Source organism: Pseudomonas fluorescens group sp. PF-1, from assembly GCF_054481335.1.
In genome coordinates this window covers 2,643,764-2,669,327 of sequence record NZ_JBTMNG010000001.1, presented here as the reverse complement: position 1 = coordinate 2,669,327, position 25,564 = coordinate 2,643,764, and the positions used below count along the sequence as shown (strand labels likewise).

Here is a 25,564-nt window from a genome sequence, read left to right as displayed (position 1 = left end):
AGCTGGCCCAATATCCCCGTATGTCGTCCACAAATAAATCCGCGTTACTACGTACGTGTTTTCTACGTAGTTCTACGTAGACGCCCCTCCCCCAATCCCCTGTAGGAGCGAGCCTGCTCGCGATGTACGTCATGGCAACGCGGGCATTCAGACAACCCGCGTCATCGTTGACGCCCCTCCCGAGCAGGAGGTCTGCATGACCAGCGGACCTTTGGCTATCTCCTACAAGGTGCTTGTTTGGCATATGATCCCGAGCCTTCGCGGGGGCAGGAGTCAAGATGCAGCTCAAACACAAAATCGTCGCGCTCGGGATTCTGCCGCTGGTACTGGCCATCGCCGTCATCTGTGCGCTGGTGATTTCCCTCAATCGCCAGCTGGGCGATCAACAGGCACAGCTGATCGAAGACAGCATTCTGGCGAGCAAGCGTGCCGAACTGAAAAACTACGTGGAAATGGCGCAGAGCCTGATCGCGCCGCTGTACGACGACGGCCACGGTGACGCGCATGCCCAGCAACAGGTGCTCGAAGAACTGCGAAAGCTGAGCTTTGGCATCAACGGTTACTTCTTCGTTTATGACCACGAGGGCCGCAGCCTGATGCATGCGCGGCAATCGGATCTGGTAGGCCAATACCTGTGGGACATGAAAGACCCCCACGGTTTACCGGTGATTCAGGCGCTGCTCAAAAGCGCGCAATCGGGCGAAGGCTTTCAACGCTACGCGTGGAACAAACCCTCCTCCGGCCAGGTGACCGACAAGCTCGCTTATGTGGTGATGCTCGACCGTTGGGGCTGGATGCTCGGCACCGGTATCTACCTTGAAGACGTCGAGCGCGCTACCCAGCAGGCCCGTGCCGAAGTCGCCCAAGGCATTCGCAAGACGATGATGGCGATTGCCGTGGTCGCACTGGTGGCCGTGCTGTTCGTCTTCGCCACCGGCATGACCCTGAATGTCAGCGAGCATCGTCTGGCCGATAAAAAACTGCAGCGCCTGACCCAGCGCATTGTCAGCCTGCAGGAAGAAGAACGATCACGGGTTTCCCGCGAACTGCACGATGGCATCAGTCAGGTGCTGGTCTCGATCAAGTTTCAGTTCGAACTGGCCAGCCATGTTCTGGAGAACGGACAAGACAAAGGCCTGGGCATTTTGAGAGACGCCACTGAACGCCTGGGCCAGGCGATTGGCGAAGTGCGCAGCCTCTCCCACGACCTGCGCTCGTCCTTGCTCGACACCCTGGGCCTGCCGGCCGCCATCGGCCAACTGGCCGCCGAATTCGAGCAACGCAGCGGGCTGACGGTGACGTACAACGACAACGAGTTCGACTGCCAGTTGGTCGATGGCGCCGCCGTTTCGCTGTTTCGTATCGTCCAGGAAGGTCTGACCAACATCGAACGCCACGCTCAGGCCAAAAACGTCTCCATCACCTTGCACGGTTCGGAAGAAAACGTGCGCCTGACGGTGGTCGATGACGGTGTCGGTTTCAACGTCGCTCAGGTCGAGCGTCGTCACGCCGGCATTGGCTTGCGTAATATCCGCGAACGTGTCGAACATTTTGGCGGGCGTTTCGAGTTGATCTCGATGCCGGGAAGAAGCTCGCTGGATGTTCTGCTACCCATGAAGCCCTCGGGCAGCCAACGCTGACTGCGCCCAAGAACAACACGAGTGAATGCCTACGATGACCCTGCCCTCCCCGATCCGCGTCGCCCTGGTTGACGATCACTCCCTGGTCCGTGACGGGATCAAGGCGCTGTTGGGCGTGATGGCGCCCCTGGAAGTGGTGGGTGAAGCCGAGAGCGGTGCCGAGGCCATCGAGATGGTCGGGCGCTGCCAGCCAGACCTGTTGCTGGTCGATATCAGCCTGCGGGACATGAACGGCCTTGAACTGACCCGCGTCCTGCGCAGTCAGTATCCGGCGCTCAAGGTGCTGGTGCTGAGCATGTACGATAACTATGAGTACGTGAGTGAGTCGGTGCGTTCCGGTGCCAGCGGCTATGTGCTGAAAAACGCACCGTCACGGGAGATCATCGCCGCCATCGAGGCCATCACCAGCGGTGGCACCTTCTACAGCGCCGAAATAGCCCAACGGCTCATCGCCGATAAAAACACCGACAATGAGCTGACCCCTCGTGAAAGCCAGGTGCTCTACAAAATGGCCCAGGGCCTGAACAACAAGGAAATGGCACGAGAGCTGGACATCAGCGTGCGCACGGTGGAAACCCATCGCCTGAGCATCCGCCGCAAGCTCAACATCGACAAACCCGCGGCACTGGTCAAATACGCGATCGATCACGGGATCATTTCGCGCTAACCCCCATTCGTGCCCTCGGGATCGCCGTCGCCGGCAAGCCGGCGCCTTCAGGTAACCGTCGTATCAGGCCTCAGAGCTTGGCAATCGAGACTTCGGTGGATTTCACGAAGGCAATGACTTCGCTGCCCACTTTCAACTCGAGGTCGCGCACCGAACGGGTGGTAATCACCGACGTGACAATGCCGGAGGCGGTTTGCACGTCGATTTCCGAGACCACTTCGCCCAGCAGAATTTCCTTGATGACGCCCTTGAACTGGTTACGGACGTTGATCGCTTTGATAGTCATGGTGAGGCTTCCTGTCTGATGTCGAGTACATCCACATGGATGTGCAGGACCTCAAGGTGCACTGAGTGAATACACATTAAAAGGAATAAATAATTCTTTTATTATTCTTTTTGGAGATATCAAGCCACCCTATTCAACGGCCTGAAACGCTGACTCCAATAAGAACAAAATAGAATTAACAAATACAAAAACAGTATTTATCGTTATAAAAATATCCACGTACTCTCACTTCATCCCGTCATTCATCTACACAGTGAAGTGCCCCATGAATCCGACTGAAAACCTCATCGACTTCGCCAGCTATCGCAAACGCAAACACGCTCAGCAACGGGCTCGGGCCATGTGGGAAATGTATGCACGCAACGCCGGACTCCAGGCGTTTCAATGGGTACAAGCTGCCCGGACCAGCGAGACGCGTCACGCGTGAACGCGCATCAACCCTCGCGCTTGCTGGTGAGCGCCGATGAACCGGTACTGGATTTGAATCACCTGGACCCACAGGATGAAGATGCCAACTGCGAGCGGGTCGCACAGAATCTTCAACGCCTGCGCAGCAAGCGTCTTCTGTCACTCGATGCCCTGGCCCGACTGTGCGGTGTAAGCCGGGCGATGCTCGCGCAGATCGAATCCGGCCGCAGCGTGCCGTCGATCAAAGTGCTATGCAAAATCGCCAAGGGCTTGAAGGTATCGGTGGCCGCCTTTCTTGAGCATCGGGCCTTTGAAGGCGTGGCGGTATTGTCGGCCAGTCAGAGCAAGCGCCTGGTCAGCGCCAGCGGCACTTTTGTCAGTCGCGCCCTGTTTCCCTACGACGTTGCGCGACAATCGGAATTTTACGAGTTGCGCTTGAGCCCGCTGGGCGAGGATCAGTCCGAGGGGCATGGTCCTGGTGTCCAGGAAAACCTGGTGGTGGCTCAGGGGGCGCTGGAAATCAGCGTCAACGATGAGCGCTATCTGCTTTCCACCGGGGATTCGATTCTGTTTTATGCCGACCAGCCCCATCGCTATCGCAACCCCGCCGACAGTGAAGCGGTGGCGTACCTGGTGGTGACTTACCCCGAACGCCTGGACTGAACCGCAGATAGCCAATGAAAAGCCCGGCCAATTCGCATTGGCCGGGCTTTTCAATGCTTGCCGCCAGGGATCAGCAGGTGCAGCACATCAGTGGCATGCCATTGCAGCTCATCATCATCGGCATGCTGCAATCGTTCATCATTTTCATCATCAGGGCGCAGCAGTTTTTCATCATGTCCATGCTCATGCCGGCCATCGGCATGATTTTGCACATCATGCCGTCGGCCATCATGGTGCATTCCATCACGCACTTCATCGATGGCATCGGCATGCCCATCATCGGCATTGGCATCATCATGTTCATCATCGGCATGGCCATGCTCGCCTGAGACATGCACATCATGCTCATGTTGCCGCAGTGCATCATCATCGGCATGCCGCAGTTCATCATCATCTGCATCATTTCAGCGCTGTTCTTGAACATCGCCATGTCCATGCCAGCGGCCGGCATCATCTTGCACATCATGCCGTCGTCCATCATTTCGCAGGTCATGGTCGCCATCATCATCGGCATGCCCATCATCGGCATCGTTGGCATGCTGGTGTTCATCGGCATTTGCATCGGCATGGCGTTCATCATGGTGTTGCTCCCTGAAGGATCGGATAGTTGGACGAAGCTGATGGGGCGGATTCTATGGAATCGGCCAGGCGCAACAAGCTGATGGTCAAACAGCCAAAGTCGATGTCAGGGCAGCTTTAACGAGGCAGGCAGGACGGATATTTCCGTTATGACAAATGATTGTCTTCGATCACGGACAAGGCAAAAGCGATGACGTGGATTTCGCGGTTATGGATATGCCAGTCGAGTCTAATTAAATAACCGAAGGAAATAATCGTTCTAAACGCGGCTGATTTTCAGGCAAAAAAAAATCCCAGGCAGCTGATGGACGCCCGGGATTTAAAAATGCATAAACCGTGGTGGTGAACGCGGCGCGGATATTACGGAATATTTCGCTCTGTAACAAGATATTTTAATTAACTACCTGGTTACTAAGCATTCTAACCCTCTAAATATCCTGATATTTTTTAAGGCTAAGGTAGAAATCACCTTAACTTGGGCGAAACCTGAGTCATGCAATCGGGATCAGAGGATCCGCTGCCGCCCACACAGGTGACGATCAACTCATCCAGGTCACTGAACTATCCGATTGAATCCTACAGACAGTCGCGCACGCCCTTGCGCAGCGCGCCTGACTTGGCCCAGGGTGGCCCCTGATAAAGTGATACGCGGCTGCCATCCTTGTACTTCACGATATCCAGCACTTCATCGGCAGTGACGATACTCGGCGCGGTAATCCTGTAGCCGTTGGAAATCGAGATCTGAGTGGTGTGGGATATCTCCTTCTGCCACTCGGGCAACACACACGCCGCGAGCTCTTTTGGTTTCTTTTCACTGTACTTGCTGACGTTCGGTTCACCTGGGACCAGGGACGTCGGCAATGAACACCCCGCCAATAACGCCAATCCAACTCCGCCCATCAACATCCGGCTCTGCATAAAGCGCCCTTAATACCTGAAAACATGAAATGTAACGTATCGTCGCCCTGACATCCATTTCTCACCACAGCATTGGTGAGTCCGGCCACTCAATGGCCGACCGTATTATCGCCGGGGCCGGGGTAGGAGCGCGTGTTGAGATAAGTCATCCACCGCTCATAGGCCTCGTGCTGCCATTGCGTGACCCGCTCCCATTCCGGCCCACTGAGCCGGTGTTCGCAAATGAGTGTCATCATTGCGCTGGTGGCCGCATCCAGATCCACGATCAGCTCATGAGCGTGCGCCCGGAAGTCATCGGTCGTTGTCATTTGCATTGCCCCCGCCCAGGAAATCGATACTCCAATACGACAGCGGATTTACGAGTTCGCGCAAACTTCCCGACCAAAGGAAGCCGCACGGGATCAGACGAACACAACGCCCCGTTGGGAAACGGGTCTAAAATTTCGTAGTGCGGACATTCAGGAGGTCATCATGTGGCTTAACGAGTCGGAACAAGAACTTCGCCGTGATTTGCAGAGTGTTGCGTCGGATCTGAGGTGGTCCGCCGTGGAACTGTTACGCATCGCCGAGCAGTTACGCCAGGCCGGCAATGATGTAGACGCACAGGCCGCCCTGCGGCTGTGCGAAGTTTTCCAGAGCAATGAAGGACGATTGGCGGGTTACGCCGAAGAAGTCAAAGCCCGGGCCATCAGTCGAACCACCAAAACTCACTGAGCGGAGCGCCGACATGAACAGGCTTCTGTGCTCGCTGGTCGTGGTGCTGACGGCATTGAGTGGCTGTAATACCGAGTCTGGGGCGTTCCGGGGGCAGCCGCTGGTGGCCAAGGTCGACACCGGCATGAGCAAGGAACAGGTCCAGCAGATCGGCGGCCCACCGCTATCGATAACGGACCGCACCGTCGAGCCCGGCACCTGCTTCGATTACACGTTGACCCAATCCGGCAAAAAACAGCCGTACAACGTCAGTTTCGACAGCCGCGGAAAGGTCGACCACACCAGTTTCATGACTTGCGCCGAATGGAGCCACGCACAACAAAAAGCCAGGGAGCCTTCGCACTCCGGTGGCGGAGGCTACTGACCACCGCGCCAACGTCAAAAAGCCCCGGAATGCCGGGGCTTTACATGCAATCAACTGGCTTACCGGCTGTTCGCCTGCCTGCCCGAACGTGCCTTGTAGCCAGGAAGCGACGCTGCAAACGCCAGTGCTTCTTCGCGGCTACCAAATGAGGCAAGACGGTCACCTTTGGTGCATACCCGCCACGGACCGTTGTTCACGCTGATTACGTCATAGCCGTTCATATGCATCTTGTTCAACATCGAAAGACTCATAGTCACCTCCGTTTTGGCAGTGATGTCCACGTTGACGTGCCTACCTTACACCCACCCTTTGTCCGAATGCCGACCAGACGTCGTATCACCACGACCGATTCAATGGCACTTTCAGGTATGACTCGCATCGAACAGCACAGCCACAGGCAAAACGGCACGCGGCGTGAATATTGCATTTTTGTTACAGTTTAATGACAGCAAGCCATCAGGTCACACATGAAAGTACGCGCAACCGTCATTTGCGAGCAGGACCGACACATTCTCCTCGTGCGTAAGCTGAGGTGCCGCTGGGCGCTGCCCGGTGGCAAAGTCGAGCCCGGAGAAACCCGGGCTGACGCCGCCATACGGGAACTGCAGGAAGAAACCGGCCTGTACGCCGACGAGATGCTGTACCTGATGGAACTGGAAACCGGCGATACCCGACACCACGTCTACGAAGCCTCCGTGGTGAATCTGCATGAGGTCCGGGCGCAAAATGAAATTGTCGACTTCATCTGGTTCCCGCTGGATACCGTACAAAACCTGAGCACCAGCGACGCCACGCTGCGCATCATCAAAGCGTTTCAGCGTCGCCTGTAACGGCCTGTGCGTCAGCCCTGATCGCCACCGCCCACGGGCATGACCATGCCGGTGATATAGGACGCTTCGTCGCTGGCCAGAAACAGAATCGCCCCGGCCTGTTCATCCAGCGTGCCATAGCGCTTCATCAAACTGCTGTCGAGGGTTTGATCGACGATCTGCTGGTACCAGATTTTCTCTTGTGCACTCTGCTCGGCACTGTTGCGCGGAATGACCCGAGGTGGCGCTTCGGTGCCGCCCGGCGCGGTGGCATTGACTCGCACGCCGCGCCCGGCGGTTTCGAACGCCAGGCACGCAGTCAGCGCATTCACCCCGCCTTTCGCCGCGCCATACGGCACGCGGTTGACGCTACGGGTGGCAATGGACGAAACGTTGACGATCGCCCCGCTGCCCTGTTCCAGCATGAATGGCAGCGCGGCATGGCAGCACCACAGCGTCGGAAACAGCGAGCGGCGCACTTCGGCCTCGATCTGCGCGGCCTCGTAGTGCTCGAACGGCTTGGCCCAGATCGTGCCGCCCACGTTGTTGATCAGCACGTCGAGCCGACCAAAGCGTTCGACGGCGGTGTGCATCACCCGGTTGCATTCATCGTATTGCTCAAGATCGGCAGTCAGGGCCAGGACCTGGCTGGTCTGTGACAGTGCCGTCTGCACCTCGAACACCAGGTCGGAACGATCGACCAGGATCAACTTTGCGCCTTCGGCGGCCATACGTTCGGCAACCCGGCGCCCGATGCCCTGGGCAGCGCCGGTGATCAGCGCGACTTTTTCGTGAAATCTGTTCATGTGTACCCCATGACTAAGGATGCAGGTCAATGAAGAAGTACCGGACGAAACACAGTTCTGTGGGAGCGAGCCTGCTCACGATAGCCGGCTCACAGGCGACATCGATGTCGAATGTTCTGCCCTCATCGCGAGCAGACTCGCTCCCACATGGGTTCTGTGTCGTGCACGGGATTTGCGCACAACTTACGCCGCGCTGGCGGCGAATTTTTCGTAGTAGAAGTTCGCAGGCTTGATGCCCTGCTCGCCGATGTACTTGCTGACCGCTTCCACCATCGGCGGCGGGCCGCACAGGTAGACATCAACGTCGCCATCGTTCAAATGCTTCGGCTCGATGTGCTGGGTCACATAGCCCTTGAGCGGGTGCTGACTGTCGGGACTGGCCACGCAGGCGCTGTAGCTGAAGTTCGGGATGCGCGCGGCGAAGGCTTCCAGGCGATCGAGCTCCACCAGGTCGAAATCGTGGGTCACGCCGTAGATCAAGTGCAGCGGATGCTCACTGCCCTGCTCGGCGATTTTCTCCAGCATTGCGGTGAATGGCGCCAGCCCGGTGCCGCCGGCCAGCAACAACAGCGGCCGACGGATGTCGCGCAGGTAAAAACTGCCCAGGGGTCCGGCCAGGCTCATGCTGTCGCCGGCCTTGGCCATGCCGGTGAGGAAGCTGCTCATCAGGCCGCCAGGCACGTTGCGAATCAGAAAACTGACTTCGCCGTCGCGCTGCAACGAGCTGAACGAATAGGCACGGGTTTGACCGCTGCCCGGAATGCCGAGGTTCACATATTGCCCCGGCAGGAACGCCAGCTTGTTCAAGGCCTCGCCCTTGATCGACAGCGCGATGGTGCTGTCGGACAACTGGCGCACGGCGCTGATGGTGGCGTCGTAGCTGGCTTGCTGGGTGCGGCAGACGTCCGACGATACCGGCACCCGCACCACGCAATCGCTCTGGGCGCGCATCTGGCAGGTGAGGACAAAGCCCTGCTCGGCCTCATCGGCGCTGAGGGCGTCTTCGATGTACTCCTCGCCCAGGTCGTAGCGACCGGCCTCGGCAAAGCACTTGCAAGTACCGCAGGCACCGTCGCGGCAGTCCAGCGGAATGTTGATGCCCTGACGGTACGCGGCATCGGCCACGGTTTCGCCGGCATTGGCGTCGATGAACCGGGTGACGCCGTCTTCGAAGTTGAACGCAATGGAATGGGTCATGACGGCCGCCTCACAGGTGATAGACATCGATGACCTGACGAACGTAGTCGTTCTTCAGGATCACTTTCTTGGCCTTGATCAGCGGATTCTCACCGCGCACATCGAGGGTGTAGAAACTGCTGCCGAAATAGCTGTCGACGGTCTTGTAGCGAAAGCTCAGGGTGTGCCAGTTGAAGCGCACCTTGCACAGTCCGTCGGCCTGTTCGAGCAACTCGATGTTGCTGATGTTGTGCGAAGTGCGAGTGTCCGGAATGCTCGCGCTGGAACGCTCGGTCTTGATGCGGAAGACGCGGTCTTCCAGGCCGGTGCGGTTGCCGTACCAGATCAGCGAGATTTCCCGCTGCGGGTCTTCGGTCAACTCGTCGTTGTCGTCCCACGACGGCATCCAGAATGTAGCGTCCGGCGCGTACATCTCCAGCCACTCATCCCATTGCCGGTCATCGAGGTAACGTGCTTCGCGGTAGAGAAAATCGCGCACGCTGTCATAGGTGATGGTCATTGCACGGTCTCCACGGCAATCAACTCGGACTGCTCGGCCGCCAGGGCCTTGAGCATGGTCTGCTGCCAATATTTGTGTTGCAGCACGAACAAGCCTTCATCTTCGGTGCGCACACCGCTGAGCAGCGGATGCAGGTCGATCTCTTTGGCGGCTTCGTCTGCACCTTCGATCCAGTGCTCGGCACCCCGGGACATGTCGTTCCAGGTGGTGACGCTGCCCTGGTAGCTGGTCTGGCAGGAGCGGAACTCCTCCAGGTCGTCCGGCGTGGCCATGCCGCTGACATTGAAGAAGTCTTCGTACTGACGAATCCGGCTCGAACGCGCGTGGTCGCTTTCGCCTTTGGGGGCGATGCAATAGATGGTGATTTCCGTGCGATTGACCGAGATCGGCCGGGCAATGCGGATCTGCGAGCTGAACTGGTCCATCAGGTACACGTTCGGGTACAGGCACAGGTTGCGCGAGTTTTCGATCATCCAGTCGGCGCGAGCCTTGCCGAAGTCCTGGGCGAGCTCGTCGCGACGTTCGTACAAAGGACGGTCCTCTGGGTTGGCCCAGCGGGTCCAGAGCAGCATGTGGCCCTTGTCGAAGGAATAGAAACCACCGCCCTGCTTGGCCCAGCTGCCGGCGCTCATGGTCGGGTTTTCGTCACCGGCTTCGCGCTGCTTGCGCTGGTTCTGGGTGGCGGCGTAGTTCCAGTGCACGGAGCTGACATGATAACCGTCGGCACCGTTTTCGGCGGTGAGTTTCCAGTTGCCTTCGTAGATATAGGTGGAGGAACCGCGTAGCACTTCCAGGCCATCGACGGACTGGTCGACGATCATGTCGATGATCTTCGCCGACTCGCCCAGGTGCTCCACCAACGGCACTACATCGGCCTTGAGGCTGCCGAACAGGAAACCGCGATAGGACTCGAAACGCGCAACTTTGGTCAGGTCGTGGGAGCCTTCGCAGTTGAAGCTCGCCGGGTAGCCGGCGTTGGCCGGGTCCTTGACCTTGAGCAGCTTGCCGGAGTTGTTGAAGGTCCAGCCGTGGAACGGGCAGGTATAGGAGCTCTTGTTGCCGGACTTGTGCCGGCACAGGGTCGCGCCGCGATGACTGCAAGCGTTGATGAAGGCGTTGAGCACACCATCCTTGTTGCGCGCGATGAAGATCGACTGGCGCCCCATGGTGGTGGTGTAGAAATCGTTGATATTGGGAATCTGGCTTTCGTGGGCCAGGTACAGCCAGTTGCCTTCGAAGATGTGCTGCATCTCCAGATCGAACAGGCGCGGGTCGGTGAACATCTCGCGCTTGCAGCGATACAGGCCTTGGGCAGGGTCGTCTTCAAGCAGGGAGTGAATATATTCAGGTCGCAGGGTCATGGCCGCCGCCTCCGTTGTTATTGTTCAGGCAGGGTCATGCTAGGACGGGGGGATATGACGGACTATCCGCGGAATGCAGACCTGTATCCGTTTTGTGCAGGGGGCTGGCGTTGTGTCATGCGCCATCGATGGTGAATGTACGGGCCTCTTCGCGGGCAAGCCCGCTCCCTACAGGTCTAGTGGCTGAACACAAGTTTTGCGTCCAACCGAAATCACTGTGGGAGCGAGCTTGCTCGCGATAGGGCCAGACCAGACAACATCAAGCCTGAAGGTTTCAGTGGCGGCGCTTGAGGGTGTCGGAGGGTAGCTCGCCGAACTGCTTGCGGTAGCTGTCGGAGAATCGACCAAGGTGCAGGAAACCGTAATCCATCGCCACTTCAGTGACGTTGCGCACGTTGCAGGTCGGGTCACTCAGACAGGCATTGATGCGTTCCAGGCGTTTCTGGCGGATGTAGTTTTTCGGTGTGAGCCCGGCATTGCGTTCAAACAGGCCATACAACGAACGCAGGCTCATGCTGGCCTGCCGCGCCAGTTCTTCGCTGTCGATGTCTTGCTTGAGGTTGCGCGCAATGTAATCGGCGATTACGTCGAAGGTGGCCGTCGGCGAACCGAGGCACTCGCGACTGACATTGGTCTTCATCAGGCTGAGCATCTTGCTGACGATGATCTGTGCGTAATGCTCCTGCACCCTGGGAATCTGCTCGGTGGCCTCGGCCTCCTGGCAAATCATCGCCAGCAAGCCGACGAAACCTTCCAGCTCATTGAGCTGGTAACGGCTCTCCAGAAACCGCACGCCCTGCCCCGGATAACGCCAGCGCTGCTCATCGCAGACCGACTCGAACAACCGGGTGGGGACTTTCAGAATGAATTTTTCGCAATCGGCCGAGTACGTCAGATCGACCGGATCGTCGGGGTTGATCAGCAGCAATTCACCGGGGGCGAAGTAATGTTCCTGGCCGTGCCCGCGCCACAGGCAGTTGCCGCGCAGCAACACTTGCAGGTGGTAGATATCCTCCAGCGCACCCGAGGTCACCCGCACGCTGCCACCGTAGCTGATGCGACACAGATCGAGGCTGGCGAATTTGCGATGGTCGAGACTGGCCAGCGGGCGGCCTGCCCGGGGCATGAGAATACAATGGTTGCCGACATGCTGATTGACGTAGCCAGACACCGCATGGGGGTCGGCGTGGTCGAACACTCTGCTGCGCTGACTCAACAGTTGCGCTTGCATCATCGGGTCACTCTGATTGTTATTTTGGGTGGCATCATTTCATTCTAGAACCGAATCACCTGTAGGAGCGAGCCTGTTCGCGATGGACTCGAGAACACCGCGTTCAGCCAGTAAACACGCGTTATCGTTAACGACCATCGCGAGCAGTCGAGCGTCGACCGGCTGCTCCTACAGGATTTTGCTATCAGTCCTCCAGTGCGCGGACCCGCTCGTGGCGCTGCTGTTCTTCAGGCTGGGCCGACGATTGCAGCGTGAAGTCGAACTCGATTTCCGCAAACCGACCGCTGACACCGTGGGCCGCTGCACGCGCCTGGTCATCACTGAAGGTGATTTTGGCGATCAACTCGTCACGGGTGGCGTAGGCGAAATCGTCATGCAGGTATTGATCGCCATCGAGGTTGATTTGGGTGGTCAGGTGACGATGGTCCGGCGCGGAAATGAAGAAGTGGATGTGCGCCGGGCGCTGACCGTGACGGCCCAGTTGATCGAGCAGTTGCTGGGTCGGACCGTCCGGTGGGCAGCCGTAACCCGACGGCACAATGCTGCGGAAACGGTAGCGGCCTTCGGCATCAGTGACGATACGGCGACGCAGGTTGAATTCCGATTGTGCGGTATCGAAGTACGAGTAGGTGCCGCCGGTGTTGGCGTGCCACACGTCCACCACGGCGCCGACCAGCGGTTCGCCAGCGGTGTTGAACACGCGACCTTGCATGAACAGCGTCACACCGGGATCAACGCCATCATCGAGGCGAGCTTCGCCTTGCGACAGCGGTGCGCCAGCCACGTACAACGGGCCCTCGATGGTGCGCGGCGTGCCGCCGGATTTGCCGGCCTGTTCGTCTTCGGCATCCATCAGCAGGTCTAGGTAATGCTCCAGGCCAAGCCCGGCCACCACCAGCCCGGCCTCTTGGCGCGCGCCCAGTACGTTGAGGTAGTTAACGGCTTTCCAGAATTCCTCCGGGGTCACGGCCAGGTCTTCGATGATGTTCACCGAATCACGCAGGATGCGGTACATCAGGGCCTTGACACGTGGGTTGCCAGCATCGTTGAACAGGCCGCTGGCCTCTTCGAGAAATTTCTGGACTTCGGCAGTATGGGAAATCTTGATGTTCATTTTGGTAGGTTCCTCATCTTGTAATTATTGGCGTTGCGAGCTGAACGGGCGGAGTTCAGCGGTCATCGTCACGGATGGAAGAAGGATGGCGGCACATCGCATCGATCTCGATGGCCATGTACGGGAACAACGGCAATTGCATGAGCAGGTCGTGCAGTTCCTGAACGCTGTCGACATCGAACACGCTGTAGTTCGCGTAGTGCCCGGCGATTCGCCACAGGTGGCGCCACTTGCCTTGCTCTTGCAGGCGTTGGGCCAGGGCTTTCTCGTCAGCTTTCAGTCTGGCGGCTGCTTCCGGATTCATATCGACCGGCAGGTTCACGGTCATTTTTACGTGGAACAGCATAATGCTCTCCTCAGGCTTGATGGATGGCAGTGGATGTTTTGTCGCGACGGAAAAACGCCAGGCGTTCTTCATCCAGGCTCAGGCCCAGCCCCGGGGTTTTCGGTACGTGCAATTCGAAATCGCGATACACCAGCGGTTCGCTGAGGATGTCTTCGGTCAGCAGCAGCGGGCCGAACAGTTCGGTGTCCCACGCCAGTTTGTTCAAGGTAATAAAGGCATGGGCCGACGCCATCGTGCCGAGGCCACCTTCAAGCATGGTACCGCCGTACAGGCCAATGCCCGCCGCTTCGGCGATGGACGCGGTACGCAGCACGGCGCGCGGGCCACCGTTCTTGGCAATCTTCAAGGCGAACACCGAAGCCGCGCCTTCACGGGCCAGGTTAAACGCGTCTTCCACACACTCGATGGATTCGTCCGCCATGATCGGCGCCGGGCTCATGGCATTGAGGCGCACCATGCCGGCGCGATTGTTGCGCGAAATCGGCTGTTCGATCAGGTCAATGCCATTGGTGCCGAGAATCCGGCAAGCACGCAGCGCGACCGCTTCGTCCCAGGCCTGATTGACGTCGACCCGCACGCTGGCGCGGTCGCCCAAGGCTTTCTTGATCGCGATCACGTGAGCCAGGTCACGGTTGACTTCACCGGCGCCGATTTTCAGTTTGAAGATGCGGTGGCGGCGCAGCTCGAGCATTTTTTCCGCTTCAGCGATGTCTTTCCCGGTGTCGCCACTGGCCAGGGTCCAGGCCACCGGCAGGGCGTCACGCACGCGACCGCCGAGCAACTCGCTGACCGGCAGGCCGAGGCGCTTGCCCTGGGCGTCGAGCAACGCGGTTTCGATCCCGGATTTGGCGAAGGTGTTGCCACGGATGCTGCGCTCCAGGCGCAACATCGCGGCATTGACGTTGCCGCTGTCCTGGCCGATCAACAGTGGCGCGAAATGCGTGTCGATGTTGGTCTTGATGCTGTCCGGGCTTTCATTGCCATAGGCCAGGCCACCGATGGTGGTGGATTCGCCGATGCCTTCGATGCCATCGGCGCAACGTACCCGAATGATCACCAGGGTCTGGTTCTGCATCGTGTGCATCGCCAGCTTGTGCGGGCGGATGGTCGGCAAATCGACGATGATCGTCTCGATCGACTCAATGGCTGTTGCAAGCATTTCGATACCCGTCAGGTTCTTGAAGTTCTGGGATCGATTCTCGTACGGCTTTTTTCGTGAAGCCAATATAGAATTGGTCTGATTTGATACCTTTTAGGTATACAACCGATCGGCGATTGGAGGCTCCATGGAACTGCGTCACCTGCGTTACTTTCAGGTCTTGGCCCAAACCCTCAACTTCACCCGCGCCGCCGAGTTGCTACACATCGCCCAACCGCCCCTGAGCCGGCAGATCCAGCAGCTGGAAGACGAACTCGGCGTGATGCTGCTGGAACGCGGGCGACCGCTGAAGCTGACCGACGCCGGGCGGTTTTTCCAGGAACACTCCACCGCGCTGCTGGAACAACTGAACAAGGTCTGCGACAACACGCGGCGGATCGGCCTGGGGGAAAAGACCTGGCTGGGCATCGGTTTTGCGCCGTCGACGCTCTATGGCGTGTTGCCGGAACTGATCCGCCGCTTGCGCAGCGGTGAACCCCTGGAGCTGGAGCTCGGGCTGTCCGAGATGACCACCCTGCAACAGGTGCAGGCACTGAAGGCCGGGCGTATCGACATCGGCTTCGGTCGAATACGCATCGACGATCCGGCGATCATCCAGACCGTCCTCACCGAAGATCGCCTGGTCGCCGCCCTGCCCGCCGGCCACCCTTTGCTCGCCGGTCCCATCAGCCTGCGCGACCTGGCCAAAGAACCCTTCGTGCTGTACCCCGGCAATCCACGACCAAGCTACGCCGACCACGTGATTGCACTCTTCGAATCCTGTGGCGTGAGGATCCATGTGGCGCAATGGACCAACGAACTGCAAACGGCAATCGGACTGGTGGGGGCCGGAATCGGCGTCACGCTGGTGCCGGCCTCGGTGCAACTGGTGCACCGCGACGACATCGGTTTCACCCCGTTACTGGAAGACAACGCGACCTCGCCGATCATTCTCAGCCGACGGGTGGGCGATGTGTCGCCGGGGTTGAACCACTGTCTGAGGATGATCGATGAGTTGTTGCCGCAGGCCACTTAGGGCGATCGCACGACCAACGAACACCTGCGGCCCTCGATCGGCGTTACCCGGCAAACGCCCGGCGCCCGGCCTTCATCTCGGTGCGCAACTCGCCAATGAAATCGGAAATGGCACGCACGCTGGTCAGGTGTTCGGTCGAGACACCGCTGATGAACAACTCCACTCGCCTGCTCGCGGGTTCGTAGATCTCGATACGCAGAAGACCGCCGCGCTCCGTACACTCACAGGCCAACGGCACAAAACCAGACTCGACAATATTGCAAAGGACTGAAATGGGAACCATGGCCGCTGCCTCGTACGGCGATTGATCGGATTGGATCCCACTCAGGATAGATGCACTTTGCCAATCCTGCGCCAGCAAAAAATGTTAGCGGCCTCTCAATTTCGAGCACTTCTTCAATGGGCGTTCGCGCCCCAGATCCAGTTCCAGAAACCGGGCAACTCAACCGGCTGCGAACTGTCGCGCACAGTACGCGCCATCGCCGCCCGCTGCAGTGCGGCGGTGTCGTCGTAGAACGGCTGTTCTGCGGTGCTCACCCCCGTTGCCTGGGCGCTGTCGAGCAGGATTTGCAGGTACTCGCGGGTGTGCCGCGCGGTGTAGCGATTGAGATCGTGAAACGTCACCACCACCGGAATCACCCCATCGACCACCGGCAGCTCTCCCCGGGCGATGCGTTCGCGCACTTCGGACATCGAGCGCAGGAAGTGAGCGCGCCGGCGCGGGCTGGCGTTAAAGCCCCAGATCTTGCCGTCATTGGCACTCAAGTCGGTCAGCAACACATGCATGCCATGCTGCTGATAAGCGGCAAAGGTGCGTTTGTCGTAGTTCCAGAATGGCGGACGCACCAGCGTCGGAGGGGCGCCGGTGATCGCGGCGATGTCGGCGCTGCCATCGGTCAGTGCCTGTTCCAGCGCTTGCGGGTCGAGGGAACGATGGTTGGTGTGCGAAGGCGTGGCGGTATGAAAACCGAGAATGTGCCCGGCATCGCGCTCGTGGTGCATGACCGCGCGCCCTATATCGCTGCCGCCGGCCCGTGTAGCGCGGGTCTGCACGAAGAAAACGGCCTTGACGTCCGGTTGCAACGAATTGCGCGCCAGGCTATCGAGCACGGTTTCACTCGGGTTCCAGAAACTCGACGCGCTGGGACCGTCATCGAAGGTCAACAGAAAGCGGATGGGCGGTTGAGTGCGTAGACGTTGTTCAGTCTGCGGCGTCATTTCGATAGGCGCAGCGATGCAACCCAGCAGACTGGCTGCCATGGCGATCGCCGATAAGACCTTGACCAACTGTTTCATGTTTTGCCTTGTGCCAGACCGTTTCGGTCACCACTTGATAGGGCAAAAATCCTTCACCCGTTCATCCTTCGCCGGCCCGCAGGTCGCTGCGGGCCGAGGTTGGATCAGGGTACACAGCGTTTGGTTCCGCCGCTGCCGGAAACAGGGGTTAGTGGTTAAAAGACTGCCGGAACGAGTCGTCGATGATCGGTGCGGTGGCCAATTCGTTCGGCAGCGCCTTGACCTTGAACAGGAAGTCCGCGGTGCTCTGCAAGTCCTTGGCGGCCTGGGCATCCACCGGGCCGACGGACATGTGCGCCTGGCGCAACCAATGCCGGGAAACGTCCTGATCGAGGTTGGCCTTCTTCGCCCAGAGGTCAGCGTATTCGTCGGTGTGGTTGTCGACCCAGGCGCGGGCTTTTTTCAGGCGCCCCAGAAAGTCAGCGATGGCTTCCCGCTTGCTGTCGATCGAAGGCGTCGACGCGGCGATGGCGCTCAGGCCCGGCATCAGGTTCTTGGCCGTGAGAATTGGCCGTGCGCCGGAAAACAGGATTTGCTGGGAAATGTAGGGTTCCCAGACCGGGAAGGCATCGATGCTGCCCTGGGGCAATGCGGCGGCGGCATCGATCGGCATCAGTTTGATGAAGTCGACATAGTCTTCCGGCAAGTCGGCTTTTTCCAGCGCCCGCAAGGTCAATTGCTGGCTCCAGGCACCGGGCCAGTAAGCGACTTTCTTGCCCTTGAGATCAGCGATGGTTTTCACCGGCGAATCCTTGGGCACCAGCAAGGCGATGGTGTCCGGGTTTTGCCGCGAGACACCGATCAGCTTGACCGGCGCCTGCTTGGCGGCAAGGAACAGGAACCCCGAATCGCCGAGAAAACCCAGGTCCAGCGCGCCGGTGCTCAACGCTTCGGCCAGCGGCGCGGCGGCCTGGAAGTGCTTCCAGTCAACGGTATACGGCGCGCCTTCCAGTACACCCGAGGCTTCCACCGAGGCGCGCACGTTGTAGTAGTTCTGATCGCCAATGTGCAGGACGATCGGCTCGGCGGCGTAGGCCAGTGGTGCGGCAAACAACGCGCTGGTCAACAGACCGCGCACGAATCGGGAGAGGTTCATCGGGGGCTCCTTGAAAGTGATTGCGCTAGACCATAACGCTCTTACAAGAAGCGTTTAAATTCTATTTATGCATAAGCTAATGACCCGCATTGCGTGCTGTTGGCTTAGCAACAGCAACTCAACAGAGTGTTTTCTGCCGTACATCCCGACGCCCCCACCTCAATGGCAAAGCCCTGATAAAGCGCGACTTCGAGAACATGGCACAGAGCCTGCAATATTCCTTTTATGCAGGATGAACTCGAATAAATTATTTTTTTGGATATAAGAATCTCGCCAGGAGCCGCTACATGAAATCGATCGCCCGTTTTCCCGCCATCCGGTCTCTGCTCAGCGCCTGCGCCCTGGCCCTGAGCCTGCAACCCACGGCCCAGGCAGCTGAAGCACCGCCAGCCGAAGTGCATCTGGACTACGCCTATTACTCACCGGTCAGCCTGGTGCTCAAGCATTTCGGTTTTCTGGAGAACGCCCTGCCGCAGACCAAGGTCAGCTGGGTGCTGAGCCAAGGCAGTAACCGCTCGCTGGAATACCTCAACAGCGGCGGCGTCGACTTCGCCTCCTCTGCCAGCCTCGCCGCCGTACTCAGTCGCGCCAATGGCAGCCCGATCAAATCGGTTTACGTCTATAGCCGCGCCGAGTGGACCGCGCTCGTGGTGCGCAAGGATTCACCGTACACAACCGTGGCCGACCTCAAAGGCAAGAAAATCGCCGCCACCAAAGGCACAGACCCTTACCTGTTCACCCTGCGCAGCCTGCAACAGGCCGGCCTGAACAAAGACGATGTGGAACTGGTGCACTTGCAGCACCCGGACGGTCGCGCCGCACTGGAAAAAGGTGATGTCGACGCCTGGGCCGGGCTCGATCCGCACATGGCCGCCAGCCAGGTCCAGGCCGGCTCGCGCCTGCTGTACCGCAACACTGACTTCAACAGCTATGGCGTGGTCAGCGTCACGGACCGTTATGCCAAGGAGCACCCACACACCATCGACACCGTGCTCAAGGCGTACGAACAGGCTCGGGAATGGGCGGTAAAAAACCCTGAAGACCTGGCGAAACTGCTCGCCACCGAATCCGGGCTGCCGCTGGAAGTGGCCAGGCTGCAACTGTCGCGCACCGACCTGAGCAACCCGCAACTGACCGCCAGGGACGTGCTCGCCTCCAAGGCCGCCGCGCCGATTCTGGTCTCCGAAGAACTTGTGCGGCGCGGGGTGAATGTCGATCAAGTCATCGACCAACTGATCGACACCGGCTTCAAAGAAACCGTCGCTCGCCAGTAAATACCTGCCAACGGTCAAGACTGAATCCGCGCCCGCCGCGGATTCGTCATCACCGGAGAATCCCATGTCCAGCAAAACCAAAAACCTGCCAGCCCACTTGGCATTGCCGGCTCCGCGTCGGCTGAACAATGTCTGGCGCCTGCGTCTCAAGGCGCTGGCGCTGCCGGCGCTGATCATCCTCATGCTGGAAATCGTCGTACGCGTCGGTTGGCTGCCGTCCTACCAGATGCCGGCGCCGAGCGACATTGCCCTGACTTTGCGGGATCTGGCCGAGGGTGCCTTGTGGAAGCACATCAGCGCCAGCCTGTTGCGCGTCTTGCTCGGTTTCGCCATCGGCGCCAGCCTGGCCCTGGTATTCGCTGCCTGGGTCGGGCTGAGCCGGGAAGCCGAAGCCTGGCTGGAACCGACATTCGCCGGCCTGCGTTCGATTCCCAGCCTGGCCTGGGTACCGCTGTTGTTGCTGTGGCTGGGGATCGACGAGACTTCGAAAATTGTCCTGATTGCCATCGGCGCGTTCTTTCCGGTGTACCTCAATGGCGTCGCGGCGATCCGCAACATCGACCGCAAACTGGTGGAGGTCGGGCAGATGTACGGTTTCAGCCACCGCCGACTGGTGCTGCGGATTCTGCTGCCCGCCGCCCTGCCCGGCCTGTTCACCGGGCTGCGCAGCGGCATGAGTCTGGCGTGGATGTTTCTGGTGGCCGCCGAGTTGATCGCGGCAACCAAAGGCCTGGGTTATTTGCTCAGTGACGGCCGCGAGACTTCTCGCCCGGACATCGTCCTGGCGGCAATCATTGTACTGGCGCTGCTGGGCAAGCTCAGCGACGGCCTGCTGGCCAGCCTGGAGAAACGTTTCCTGGCCTGGCGCGACACTTTCAACGGCCACAGCGCAGAGGATTGAGCCATGACCGAACACTTGCTGGATATTCGCGTCGAGCGCAAAACCTTCGCCGCCACCACCGTGCTCAACAACATCCACTTGCAGTTGCTGCCTCGGGAAACCGTCAGCCTGCTCGGCCCCAGCGGTTGCGGCAAAAGCACCTTGTTGCGGATCGTCGCCGGACTGGAGAAGGACTTCCAGGGCGAACTGCGCAGCCGCGCCGGTGAGGTAGCGTTCGTGTTCCAGGAACCACGGCTGATACCCTGGTTGACGGTTGAACAGAACATCGGTTTCAGCGCCGACAACCATTACGACAAGGCCTGGGTCGCGCAGTTGATCGAGGAAGTCGGCCTCGGTGGCTTTGCCCAGACCCTGCCCAAGGCCCTTTCCGGCGGCATGGCGCAACGGGTGGCCATCGCCCGTGGCCTCTATTCGCGGCCGCAAGTGTTGCTGCTCGACGAACCTTTCAGCGCGGTAGACGCCTTTACCCGCATGAAACTGCAGGACTTGCTGCTACAACTGGCCGAGCGCCACGCCATTGCCTTGCTGTTGGTGACTCACGATGTCGATGAAGCGCTCTACCTCAGTGATCGCGTGTTGGTCATGGACAATCGCCCCAGCAGCATTCGCCAGGAGCTGGCGGTAGAACTGGTGCATCCCCGTGACCGCCGGGACCCGCTGCTGGCACAACTCAAAGCGTTGTCGTTGACCGAGTTGCAGCGGGCGCATGTGATCTGAACCTGCATGCCAAATCCTGAAGGCGCCTGGCGCCCGCAGGAAGCAACTATGCTGAACACTCCAATCCGGAGGGTTCGGTCGATGTGCGGAAGGCTGTCGCAGTATCGAGGCATCCACGATTTCGTCGCTGCGCTAAGCATTCCCGACGCGATGATCAATCGCGTTGGCGATGAACCCTTGGCGCGCTACAACGCTGCGCCCACCACGCAACTTGCATTGCTGCATCTGGAGAACGATGGCTTGCATGCTGACCCACAGCGCTGGGGCTGGCGCCCGCACTGGGCGAAGGATCGCGCGCCACCGATCAACGCGCGGGTCGAGAAAGTCGCCCATGGCCCGTTTTTCCGGGCGATCTGGCCGCACCGGGCAATCTGCCCGATCGACAACTGGTTCGAATGGGTGGACGCCGGCGACGGCACCCGGCAACCCTGGCTGATCCGACGACACGACCGGGGACCGATCTACTGCGCGGCAATCGGACAGTTCCCCGTTGGCGGCGCCGCGCCTCGGGACGATGACGGCTTTGTCATCATCACCGCCGACAGCGCCGGCGGCTTGCTGGACATTCACGACCGCCGCCCCGTCGTGCTGTCGGCCGAGCTGGCGCGGGAATGGCTGGACCCGGCCACCCCAAAGGAGCGCGCCGAGCAGTTGGTACTTTTGCAGGGTGAAGGCAGCGATGCATTTCAATGGCACAGGGTGAGCAAAGCGGTTGGCAACGTCAGAAACCAGGCAGCCACCTTGATTGATGAAATAACTTGAACCTGTCATTCATCCTTCATTCGGCCTACACCCACGCTTTCCCGCAGCACGAGTTTCAACTGACTGCACATTCTTCCCTCGAAACGGCGCGCATCGAGGCACGGCAACTGGGAATCACCCAGATTCGCTGGGATGAAGCGGTCTGACAGAATTGAAAAGCCCCGTTCGACGACGCGTTCGACGACGGGGCTGATTTGTACGCGGCCCGCTCAGGGCTTCAATGGCATCTCCATATCGCGCTCCGACAGCTCCCGGCTGTCGTCATGTTTCCATGTCTGCTGCGAGTGCTTCTGCTGTTCCAGCTCTTCTTCCGTTGGTTCATCCGTGTCGTCGTCAAGGTCCGGACGCTTTGGGTCAGTTGTCATGTTCACCTCTCTTCCTGAAGGGATCGGTCATCAATCTTAAGCGTAGAACAATTTCCCGTGCCCGGCTCACAGCCACCCTCGCAGCAAAAAGAAGAAGCCCATGCTCAACAGCATGCTAAGCAAGGTGTTGCGGGTGTACAGCACCAGGCCGATGGCCACCAGCGAGCTGATCAGGTAAGGGTTGTCCCAATGCAGATTCAGCTGCTTTTCCGGCATGAACACAATCGGCCCGCAGATCGCGGTCAACATGCCCGGCACGGCAAAGCCCAGGAACTGTCGGGCATTGCTGCTCAAGCGCACCGGCAGGCGCGGTTCCAGAAACACATAGCGGTTGAGGAACACCAACGCGCCCATCCCGAAAATCACTGCCCAGACCATCATGTGCGTCCACCGTAGAATTTATTGCAGATAAAACCGGCGCTCATGCCCGCCAACCCCGACAACACCAGCGCCGAGCCCCATTGCCAGTAGCTGAACAGCACCGAACAGAACAGTGACACCGCAACACACACCACCGTCGGCACATTGCGCACCACCGGGGTGATCAGGGCGATGAAGGTGGCGGCGATGGAGAAGTCGAGCCCCAGGTGCTCAAGGCCCGGAATGCTGCTGCCGAGCACGATGCCGGCCAGGGTAAAGAGGTTCCAGGCGACGTAGAACGTCAAGCCGACCCCGAGGGCGTACCAACGGTTGAACTGTTGCTTGTCATGCTGACTGGTCAGGGCGAACAACTCATCGGTGAGCAGAAAGCCCAATCCTGCCCGCCAGCGACCCGGCAGCGGCGAAATTACCGAACGCAGGCTCATTCCATAAAGCAAGTGTTGGGAGGTCAGCAAGAGCGTGGTCAGCAGGATCGAAAAGATCCCGGCGCCGCCCTTGAGCATGCCGATGGCTACCAATTGCGCGGCGCCGGCAAACACGATGCTCGACAAGCCCTGGCCTTGCAGGGGGGTGAGGTTGGCTTCGATGGCCATGGAGCCGGCCAGCAACCCCCAGGGTGCGGTGGCCAGGGACAGCGGCATGATCGCCGCGGCGCCGCGAAGGAACGCACTGCGCGGCATGAGTGAATTGGACATAACGCTCTACAACCAGTGAAGGACGGCAAACTGTGCCAGTACTGGCCGACGTTGGCTTGAACTATCTTGCGCATATTGCCATTCATCGGCTGCCTGCTTGCGTCGGCTCAATAGTATCAACATGATGGCGCTGCATTTTTCCCCTCGAGGTGCGGCCGTCCATGTATTCAGTCGAAACCGAAAGCGACGTTTACAAAACCCTGCTTGAGTCGACCAAGGCAATTCCCTGGCGAATTGACTGGAAGACCATGACCTTCAGCTACATCGGGCCGCAGATCGAAAGCCTGCTGGGCTGGAAGCAGGACAGCTGGGTCGGCGTCAATGACTGGGTCGAGCGCATGCACCCGGACGATCGCGCCTATGTGGTGGAGTTCTGCGTCTCGCAATCCCGTGCCGGCGTCGATCACGAGGCGGATTACCGGGCACTGACCCGCAGCGGTGAATACGTGTGGATTCGCGATGTGGTGCACGTGGTGCGCAAGGACGGCGAGGTCGAGGCGCTGGTCGGGTTCATGTTCGACATCAGTGAACGCAAGAAAACCGAAGAGCACCTGCTACGCCTGCAAAAACAGCTCGAAGAGTATTCCTTCCAGGATGGCCTGACGGGCATCGCCAACCGGCGCATGTTCGACACCGTGCTGGAACGGGAATGGAGCAGTGCCCAGCGCAGCGGCGCGCCGCTGTCGGTGATCGTGCTGGATATCGATTATTTCAAGCAGTACAACGACCATTACGGCCACATCAAGGGTGACGAATGCCTGCGCCGCGTGGCGCGCACGCTGTCGCTGGCGGCGAATCGACCACGGGATTTCATCGCCCGGATCGGCGGTGAAGAGTTCGTCTGGCTGCTGCCGGAAACCGATGCCGAATCCGCGCGATTGGTGGCCAACAAGTGCCTGCACCTGATTCGCCAGCAGCAGATTCCCCACGAATTTTCCGCAGTATCGCCGCTGCTCAGCCTGAGCCTGGGGGTCGGTACTACCCACGCAACGCAGCACACTACGGCACTGGTGTTCGTCGAGCAGGTCGACAAATTGCTCTATCAGGCCAAGCGCAACGGACGCATGCGCGCATCGTTCGCAGATTTTCGTGATTGACAAACCCGGCGCCGCCTTTTAAAACTGAGCGCCTCAATCAGGGTGTAAGCAAACATGTCCGCAACCTTCAACCTCAACATTGACGTCATTGGCTTGAATGCCAAGGCGCAAGGTTGCGTTGCGCACGCCCTCAAATCGAAGAAACAGTCGCTCATGTGACCGGGGCGCGCTGTCCCGTCAGATGAGCTGACAGGACATTGAGCGCGACGGACCACCCTCCCCTTGCTTGCTTCCTACTACGCTTCTGACGGTGACGAAATCGGTCAAACCTTCAGGAGTCATCGCATGTCATCGTTTCAAGGTATCTGGGTTCCACTCGTCACGCCGTTCCACAACGGTGCCATCGATTTCGTCGCTTTGCGCCGACTGGTCGGCCACCTGCTGGAAAAAGGCATCGATGGCCTGATTGTCTGTGGCACCACCGGCGAACCGGCGGCCATGAGCAAACAGGAGCAACTGGCGGTGCTCGATGCCGTGCTCGAGCAAGTACCGGCCCATCGCGTGGTCATGGGCCTGGCCGGCAACAACCTGAGCGAGTTGCTGCAGTTGCAGCGCGAGATCCTGAAGCGTCCGGTGGCCGGTTTGCTGGTGCCACCACCGTACTACATCCGCCCGTCCCAGGCGGGGCTCGAAGCGTTTTTCCAGACCGTCGCCGATGCTTCCAGCGTGCCGCTGATTCTCTACGACATCCCTTACCGCACCGGCGTGACGTTCGAACAGGCGACCCTGCTCAACATCGTCGCCCACGAGCGCATCGTCGCGATCAAGGACTGCGGCGGCAACCTGACCAGCACCCTCGCGCTGCTGTCCAGTGGTCTGGTTGATGTGCTGTGCGGCGAAGACAACCAGATTTTCAGCGCCCTGTGCCTGGGTGCCAAAGGGGCCATCGCGGCGTCGGCGCACGTTCATCCGGAACTGTTCGTCCAGCTGTATCAACAGATACGCGACAACCAATTGGCCGCCGGGCGTGTGACCTTCTTCCAGTTGCTGCCACTGATCCAGAGCCTGTTCGTCGAACCCAATCCCGCCCCGGTGAAAACCGCCCTGGCCCTTGAAGGCTTGATCGAGGATGAACTGCGCGCGCCGATGCAACCCAGCAGCGAGGCCATGGTGACGCGATTGAAGGAGGTGCTCGACGCGCTGGCGCACGACAATCGATAGAGCACCCGCCACCCGCCCGAGTACCATGGAACGATTCGCCTGA

Annotated in this window: 34 protein-coding genes; 15 read left to right on the top strand and 19 right to left on the bottom strand. The window is 59.4% G+C overall.

All coding sequences use genetic code 11. The features are described from left to right. Window positions 1-278 precede the first annotated feature (278 nt). Window positions 279-1,640: a cache domain-containing protein gene (locus ACX3YD_RS12805; protein WP_047529913.1), complete on the top strand. Its 1,362-nt coding sequence runs from the start codon at window positions 279-281 to the stop codon at window positions 1,638-1,640. Window positions 1,641-1,674: 34 nt separating this feature from the next. After that, the gene (locus ACX3YD_RS12800; RefSeq protein WP_047529914.1) at window positions 1,675-2,307 is read left to right on the top strand and encodes a response regulator; all 633 of its coding nucleotides are present in this window, start codon (window positions 1,675-1,677) and stop codon (window positions 2,305-2,307) included. A gap of 70 nt (window positions 2,308-2,377) precedes the next feature. On the opposite strand, the gene ACX3YD_RS12795 is transcribed toward ACX3YD_RS12800, so the two are convergent. Further along, a complete protein-coding gene (locus tag ACX3YD_RS12795; protein ID WP_003173733.1) occupies window positions 2,378-2,593 on the bottom strand; it encodes a TOBE domain-containing protein in 216 nt (71 codons plus the stop codon). Between the two features lie 265 nt (window positions 2,594-2,858). Here ACX3YD_RS12795 and ACX3YD_RS12790 point away from each other — a divergent pair, with 265 nt between their 5' ends. Together ACX3YD_RS12790 and ACX3YD_RS12785 are read left to right on the top strand one after the other, a co-directional pair. Then, a complete protein-coding gene (locus ACX3YD_RS12790; RefSeq protein ID WP_458960133.1) occupies window positions 2,859-3,020 on the top strand; it encodes a hypothetical protein in 162 nt (53 codons plus the stop codon). Beyond that, window positions 3,017-3,664 (top strand): helix-turn-helix domain-containing protein, encoded by a 648-nt coding sequence (locus ACX3YD_RS12785; protein WP_458960132.1) that lies wholly within the window; start codon window positions 3,017-3,019, stop codon window positions 3,662-3,664. Before ACX3YD_RS12790 ends, ACX3YD_RS12785 begins: the two co-directional genes overlap by 4 nt. A gap of 70 nt (window positions 3,665-3,734) precedes the next feature. Here ACX3YD_RS12785 and ACX3YD_RS12780 read toward each other — a convergent pair whose 3' ends face one another. From ACX3YD_RS12780 to ACX3YD_RS12770, 3 genes are all read right to left on the bottom strand, one after another. Next, window positions 3,735-4,244, bottom strand: a complete 510-nt coding sequence (locus ACX3YD_RS12780) for a hypothetical protein (protein ID WP_458960131.1) — start codon at window positions 4,242-4,244, stop codon at window positions 3,735-3,737. 575 nt (window positions 4,245-4,819) lie between these two features. Next, window positions 4,820-5,161 (bottom strand): hypothetical protein, encoded by a 342-nt coding sequence (locus ACX3YD_RS12775; RefSeq protein WP_458960130.1) that lies wholly within the window; start codon window positions 5,159-5,161, stop codon window positions 4,820-4,822. A gap of 89 nt (window positions 5,162-5,250) precedes the next feature. Continuing rightward, window positions 5,251-5,469: a hypothetical protein gene (locus tag ACX3YD_RS12770; protein WP_103404811.1), complete on the bottom strand. Its 219-nt coding sequence runs from the start codon at window positions 5,467-5,469 to the stop codon at window positions 5,251-5,253. Between the two features lie 163 nt (window positions 5,470-5,632). Between ACX3YD_RS12770 and ACX3YD_RS12765 the strand changes: the two genes are divergently transcribed. Both ACX3YD_RS12765 and osmE read left to right on the top strand, forming a co-directional pair. Further along, complete coding sequence (locus tag ACX3YD_RS12765; protein WP_047529928.1) at window positions 5,633-5,875, top strand: hypothetical protein; 243 nt, start codon at window positions 5,633-5,635, stop codon at window positions 5,873-5,875. Window positions 5,876-5,888: 13 nt separating this feature from the next. Then, window positions 5,889-6,239 (top strand): osmotically-inducible lipoprotein OsmE, encoded by a 351-nt coding sequence (osmE, locus tag ACX3YD_RS12760; protein WP_090462424.1) that lies wholly within the window; start codon window positions 5,889-5,891, stop codon window positions 6,237-6,239. Between the two features lie 59 nt (window positions 6,240-6,298). Here the strand turns inward: osmE and ACX3YD_RS12755 are convergent, their stop codons facing one another. Beyond that, the gene (locus ACX3YD_RS12755) at window positions 6,299-6,490 is read right to left on the bottom strand and encodes a DUF2188 domain-containing protein (protein WP_458960129.1); all 192 of its coding nucleotides are present in this window, start codon (window positions 6,488-6,490) and stop codon (window positions 6,299-6,301) included. 216 nt (window positions 6,491-6,706) lie between these two features. On the opposite strand from ACX3YD_RS12755, the gene ACX3YD_RS12750 reads away from it, so the two are divergent. Continuing rightward, entirely contained in the window at window positions 6,707-7,069 is a 363-nt protein-coding gene (locus tag ACX3YD_RS12750) for an NUDIX hydrolase (RefSeq protein WP_103404770.1), read from the top strand. 11 nt (window positions 7,070-7,080) lie between these two features. Here ACX3YD_RS12750 and ACX3YD_RS12745 read toward each other — a convergent pair whose 3' ends face one another. From ACX3YD_RS12745 to ACX3YD_RS12710, 8 genes are all read right to left on the bottom strand, one after another. Further along, entirely contained in the window at window positions 7,081-7,854 is a 774-nt protein-coding gene (locus ACX3YD_RS12745; RefSeq protein WP_103404769.1) for a 1,6-dihydroxycyclohexa-2,4-diene-1-carboxylate dehydrogenase, read from the bottom strand. 183 nt (window positions 7,855-8,037) lie between these two features. Continuing rightward, a complete protein-coding gene (benC, locus tag ACX3YD_RS12740) occupies window positions 8,038-9,051 on the bottom strand; it encodes a benzoate 1,2-dioxygenase electron transfer component BenC (protein ID WP_047529938.1) in 1,014 nt (337 codons plus the stop codon). 10 nt (window positions 9,052-9,061) lie between these two features. Then, window positions 9,062-9,550 (bottom strand): benzoate 1,2-dioxygenase small subunit, encoded by a 489-nt coding sequence (benB, locus tag ACX3YD_RS12735; protein ID WP_047529940.1) that lies wholly within the window; start codon window positions 9,548-9,550, stop codon window positions 9,062-9,064. Beyond that, window positions 9,547-10,911: a benzoate 1,2-dioxygenase large subunit gene (gene benA, locus ACX3YD_RS12730; protein ID WP_103404766.1), complete on the bottom strand. Its 1,365-nt coding sequence runs from the start codon at window positions 10,909-10,911 to the stop codon at window positions 9,547-9,549. Before benA ends, benB begins: the two co-directional genes overlap by 4 nt. 274 nt (window positions 10,912-11,185) lie before the next feature. Beyond that, window positions 11,186-12,145, bottom strand: a complete 960-nt coding sequence (locus tag ACX3YD_RS12725; RefSeq protein WP_458960128.1) for an AraC family transcriptional regulator — start codon at window positions 12,143-12,145, stop codon at window positions 11,186-11,188. A 181-nt stretch (window positions 12,146-12,326) separates the two neighbouring features. Further along, window positions 12,327-13,256 (bottom strand): catechol 1,2-dioxygenase, encoded by a 930-nt coding sequence (catA, locus tag ACX3YD_RS12720; protein WP_103404764.1) that lies wholly within the window; start codon window positions 13,254-13,256, stop codon window positions 12,327-12,329. 55 nt (window positions 13,257-13,311) lie between these two features. After that, window positions 13,312-13,602 (bottom strand): muconolactone Delta-isomerase, encoded by a 291-nt coding sequence (gene catC, locus ACX3YD_RS12715; RefSeq protein WP_007978984.1) that lies wholly within the window; start codon window positions 13,600-13,602, stop codon window positions 13,312-13,314. Between the two features lie 10 nt (window positions 13,603-13,612). Next, complete coding sequence (locus ACX3YD_RS12710; protein ID WP_458960127.1) at window positions 13,613-14,761, bottom strand: muconate cycloisomerase family protein; 1,149 nt, start codon at window positions 14,759-14,761, stop codon at window positions 13,613-13,615. 127 nt (window positions 14,762-14,888) lie between these two features. Between ACX3YD_RS12710 and ACX3YD_RS12705 the strand changes: the two genes are divergently transcribed. Next, window positions 14,889-15,776 (top strand): LysR family transcriptional regulator, encoded by an 888-nt coding sequence (locus ACX3YD_RS12705; protein ID WP_103404762.1) that lies wholly within the window; start codon window positions 14,889-14,891, stop codon window positions 15,774-15,776. Window positions 15,777-15,819: 43 nt separating this feature from the next. Here ACX3YD_RS12705 and ACX3YD_RS12700 read toward each other — a convergent pair whose 3' ends face one another. The 3 genes from ACX3YD_RS12700 to ACX3YD_RS12690 all read right to left on the bottom strand — a co-directional run bounded on the left by ACX3YD_RS12700 (window position 15,820) and on the right by ACX3YD_RS12690 (window position 18,168). Next, window positions 15,820-16,059 carry a DUF1652 domain-containing protein gene (locus tag ACX3YD_RS12700; protein WP_458960126.1) on the bottom strand — a complete coding sequence of 80 codons (240 nt, stop codon included), beginning with the start codon at window positions 16,057-16,059 and terminating at the stop codon, window positions 15,820-15,822. Window positions 16,060-16,172: 113 nt separating this feature from the next. Next, window positions 16,173-17,072 carry a polysaccharide deacetylase family protein gene (locus ACX3YD_RS12695; RefSeq protein ID WP_458960125.1) on the bottom strand — a complete coding sequence of 300 codons (900 nt, stop codon included), beginning with the start codon at window positions 17,070-17,072 and terminating at the stop codon, window positions 16,173-16,175. Between the two features lie 148 nt (window positions 17,073-17,220). Further along, window positions 17,221-18,168, bottom strand: coding sequence for an ABC transporter substrate-binding protein (locus ACX3YD_RS12690; RefSeq protein ID WP_458960124.1), 948 nt, complete (start codon window positions 18,166-18,168; stop codon window positions 17,221-17,223). A gap of 287 nt (window positions 18,169-18,455) precedes the next feature. On the opposite strand from ACX3YD_RS12690, the gene ACX3YD_RS12685 reads away from it, so the two are divergent. From ACX3YD_RS12685 to ACX3YD_RS12665, 5 genes are all read left to right on the top strand, one after another. Beyond that, window positions 18,456-19,442 carry an aliphatic sulfonate ABC transporter substrate-binding protein gene (locus tag ACX3YD_RS12685; protein ID WP_458960123.1) on the top strand — a complete coding sequence of 329 codons (987 nt, stop codon included), beginning with the start codon at window positions 18,456-18,458 and terminating at the stop codon, window positions 19,440-19,442. 64 nt (window positions 19,443-19,506) lie between these two features. Next, entirely contained in the window at window positions 19,507-20,343 is an 837-nt protein-coding gene (locus ACX3YD_RS12680; protein ID WP_458960122.1) for an ABC transporter permease, read from the top strand. Between the two features lie 3 nt (window positions 20,344-20,346). Further along, a complete protein-coding gene (locus tag ACX3YD_RS12675; RefSeq protein ID WP_458960121.1) occupies window positions 20,347-21,060 on the top strand; it encodes an ABC transporter ATP-binding protein in 714 nt (237 codons plus the stop codon). 81 nt (window positions 21,061-21,141) lie between these two features. Beyond that, window positions 21,142-21,822, top strand: coding sequence for an SOS response-associated peptidase family protein (locus ACX3YD_RS12670; protein ID WP_458960414.1), 681 nt, complete (start codon window positions 21,142-21,144; stop codon window positions 21,820-21,822). Beyond that, window positions 21,819-21,968 carry a hypothetical protein gene (locus ACX3YD_RS12665; RefSeq protein ID WP_458960120.1) on the top strand — a complete coding sequence of 50 codons (150 nt, stop codon included), beginning with the start codon at window positions 21,819-21,821 and terminating at the stop codon, window positions 21,966-21,968. Before ACX3YD_RS12670 ends, ACX3YD_RS12665 begins: the two co-directional genes overlap by 4 nt. A gap of 63 nt (window positions 21,969-22,031) precedes the next feature. On the opposite strand, the gene ACX3YD_RS12660 is transcribed toward ACX3YD_RS12665, so the two are convergent. The 3 genes from ACX3YD_RS12660 to ACX3YD_RS12650 form a co-directional block, all read right to left on the bottom strand. Then, entirely contained in the window at window positions 22,032-22,187 is a 156-nt protein-coding gene (locus tag ACX3YD_RS12660; protein ID WP_178083132.1) for a hypothetical protein, read from the bottom strand. 66 nt (window positions 22,188-22,253) lie between these two features. After that, a complete protein-coding gene (locus tag ACX3YD_RS12655; protein ID WP_178083136.1) occupies window positions 22,254-22,565 on the bottom strand; it encodes an AzlD domain-containing protein in 312 nt (103 codons plus the stop codon). Then, window positions 22,565-23,263 carry an AzlC family ABC transporter permease gene (locus ACX3YD_RS12650; RefSeq protein WP_103404754.1) on the bottom strand — a complete coding sequence of 233 codons (699 nt, stop codon included), beginning with the start codon at window positions 23,261-23,263 and terminating at the stop codon, window positions 22,565-22,567. Before ACX3YD_RS12650 ends, ACX3YD_RS12655 begins: the two co-directional genes overlap by 1 nt. Before the next feature lie 161 nt (window positions 23,264-23,424). On the opposite strand from ACX3YD_RS12650, the gene ACX3YD_RS12645 reads away from it, so the two are divergent. Both ACX3YD_RS12645 and dapA read left to right on the top strand, forming a co-directional pair. After that, window positions 23,425-24,360 carry a sensor domain-containing diguanylate cyclase gene (locus ACX3YD_RS12645; protein WP_458960119.1) on the top strand — a complete coding sequence of 312 codons (936 nt, stop codon included), beginning with the start codon at window positions 23,425-23,427 and terminating at the stop codon, window positions 24,358-24,360. A 285-nt stretch (window positions 24,361-24,645) separates the two neighbouring features. After that, the gene (dapA, locus tag ACX3YD_RS12640) at window positions 24,646-25,521 is read left to right on the top strand and encodes a 4-hydroxy-tetrahydrodipicolinate synthase (RefSeq protein ID WP_458960118.1); all 876 of its coding nucleotides are present in this window, start codon (window positions 24,646-24,648) and stop codon (window positions 25,519-25,521) included. Window positions 25,522-25,564 lie beyond the last annotated feature (43 nt).

Bases quoted from the DNA above. Each gene is read 5' to 3' on its own strand.
- ACX3YD_RS12805 (WP_047529913.1), top strand. From the start codon at position 279: ATGCAGCTCAAACACAAAATCGTCGCGCTCGGGATTCTGCCGCTGGTA.
- ACX3YD_RS12800 (WP_047529914.1), top strand. From the start codon at position 1,675: ATGACCCTGCCCTCCCCGATCCGCGTCGCCCTGGTTGACGATCACTCC.
- ACX3YD_RS12795 (WP_003173733.1), bottom strand. From the start codon at position 2,593: ATGACTATCAAAGCGATCAACGTCCGTAACCAGTTCAAGGGCGTCATC.
- ACX3YD_RS12790 (WP_458960133.1), top strand. From the start codon at position 2,859: ATGAATCCGACTGAAAACCTCATCGACTTCGCCAGCTATCGCAAACGC.
- ACX3YD_RS12780 (WP_458960131.1), bottom strand. From the start codon at position 4,244: ATGATGAACGCCATGCCGATGCAAATGCCGATGAACACCAGCATGCCA.
- ACX3YD_RS12775 (WP_458960130.1), bottom strand. From the start codon at position 5,161: ATGCAGAGCCGGATGTTGATGGGCGGAGTTGGATTGGCGTTATTGGCG.
- ACX3YD_RS12770 (WP_103404811.1), bottom strand. From the start codon at position 5,469: ATGACAACGACCGATGACTTCCGGGCGCACGCTCATGAGCTGATCGTG.
- ACX3YD_RS12765 (WP_047529928.1), top strand. From the start codon at position 5,633: ATGTGGCTTAACGAGTCGGAACAAGAACTTCGCCGTGATTTGCAGAGT.
- osmE (WP_090462424.1), top strand. From the start codon at position 5,889: ATGAACAGGCTTCTGTGCTCGCTGGTCGTGGTGCTGACGGCATTGAGT.
- ACX3YD_RS12755 (WP_458960129.1), bottom strand. From the start codon at position 6,490: ATGAGTCTTTCGATGTTGAACAAGATGCATATGAACGGCTATGACGTA.
- ACX3YD_RS12750 (WP_103404770.1), top strand. From the start codon at position 6,707: ATGAAAGTACGCGCAACCGTCATTTGCGAGCAGGACCGACACATTCTC.
- ACX3YD_RS12745 (WP_103404769.1), bottom strand. From the start codon at position 7,854: ATGAACAGATTTCACGAAAAAGTCGCGCTGATCACCGGCGCTGCCCAG.
- benC (WP_047529938.1), bottom strand. From the start codon at position 9,051: ATGACCCATTCCATTGCGTTCAACTTCGAAGACGGCGTCACCCGGTTC.
- benB (WP_047529940.1), bottom strand. From the start codon at position 9,550: ATGACCATCACCTATGACAGCGTGCGCGATTTTCTCTACCGCGAAGCA.
- benA (WP_103404766.1), bottom strand. From the start codon at position 10,911: ATGACCCTGCGACCTGAATATATTCACTCCCTGCTTGAAGACGACCCT.
- ACX3YD_RS12725 (WP_458960128.1), bottom strand. From the start codon at position 12,145: ATGATGCAAGCGCAACTGTTGAGTCAGCGCAGCAGAGTGTTCGACCAC.
- catA (WP_103404764.1), bottom strand. From the start codon at position 13,256: ATGAACATCAAGATTTCCCATACTGCCGAAGTCCAGAAATTTCTCGAA.
- catC (WP_007978984.1), bottom strand. From the start codon at position 13,602: ATGCTGTTCCACGTAAAAATGACCGTGAACCTGCCGGTCGATATGAAT.
- ACX3YD_RS12710 (WP_458960127.1), bottom strand. From the start codon at position 14,761: ATGCTTGCAACAGCCATTGAGTCGATCGAGACGATCATCGTCGATTTG.
- ACX3YD_RS12705 (WP_103404762.1), top strand. From the start codon at position 14,889: ATGGAACTGCGTCACCTGCGTTACTTTCAGGTCTTGGCCCAAACCCTC.
- ACX3YD_RS12700 (WP_458960126.1), bottom strand. From the start codon at position 16,059: ATGGTTCCCATTTCAGTCCTTTGCAATATTGTCGAGTCTGGTTTTGTG.
- ACX3YD_RS12695 (WP_458960125.1), bottom strand. From the start codon at position 17,072: ATGAAACAGTTGGTCAAGGTCTTATCGGCGATCGCCATGGCAGCCAGT.
- ACX3YD_RS12690 (WP_458960124.1), bottom strand. From the start codon at position 18,168: ATGAACCTCTCCCGATTCGTGCGCGGTCTGTTGACCAGCGCGTTGTTT.
- ACX3YD_RS12685 (WP_458960123.1), top strand. From the start codon at position 18,456: ATGAAATCGATCGCCCGTTTTCCCGCCATCCGGTCTCTGCTCAGCGCC.
- ACX3YD_RS12680 (WP_458960122.1), top strand. From the start codon at position 19,507: ATGTCCAGCAAAACCAAAAACCTGCCAGCCCACTTGGCATTGCCGGCT.
- ACX3YD_RS12675 (WP_458960121.1), top strand. From the start codon at position 20,347: ATGACCGAACACTTGCTGGATATTCGCGTCGAGCGCAAAACCTTCGCC.
- ACX3YD_RS12670 (WP_458960414.1), top strand. From the start codon at position 21,142: ATGTGCGGAAGGCTGTCGCAGTATCGAGGCATCCACGATTTCGTCGCT.
- ACX3YD_RS12660 (WP_178083132.1), bottom strand. From the start codon at position 22,187: ATGACAACTGACCCAAAGCGTCCGGACCTTGACGACGACACGGATGAA.
- ACX3YD_RS12655 (WP_178083136.1), bottom strand. From the start codon at position 22,565: ATGGTCTGGGCAGTGATTTTCGGGATGGGCGCGTTGGTGTTCCTCAAC.
- ACX3YD_RS12650 (WP_103404754.1), bottom strand. From the start codon at position 23,263: ATGTCCAATTCACTCATGCCGCGCAGTGCGTTCCTTCGCGGCGCCGCG.
- ACX3YD_RS12645 (WP_458960119.1), top strand. From the start codon at position 23,425: ATGTATTCAGTCGAAACCGAAAGCGACGTTTACAAAACCCTGCTTGAG.
- dapA (WP_458960118.1), top strand. From the start codon at position 24,646: ATGTCATCGTTTCAAGGTATCTGGGTTCCACTCGTCACGCCGTTCCAC.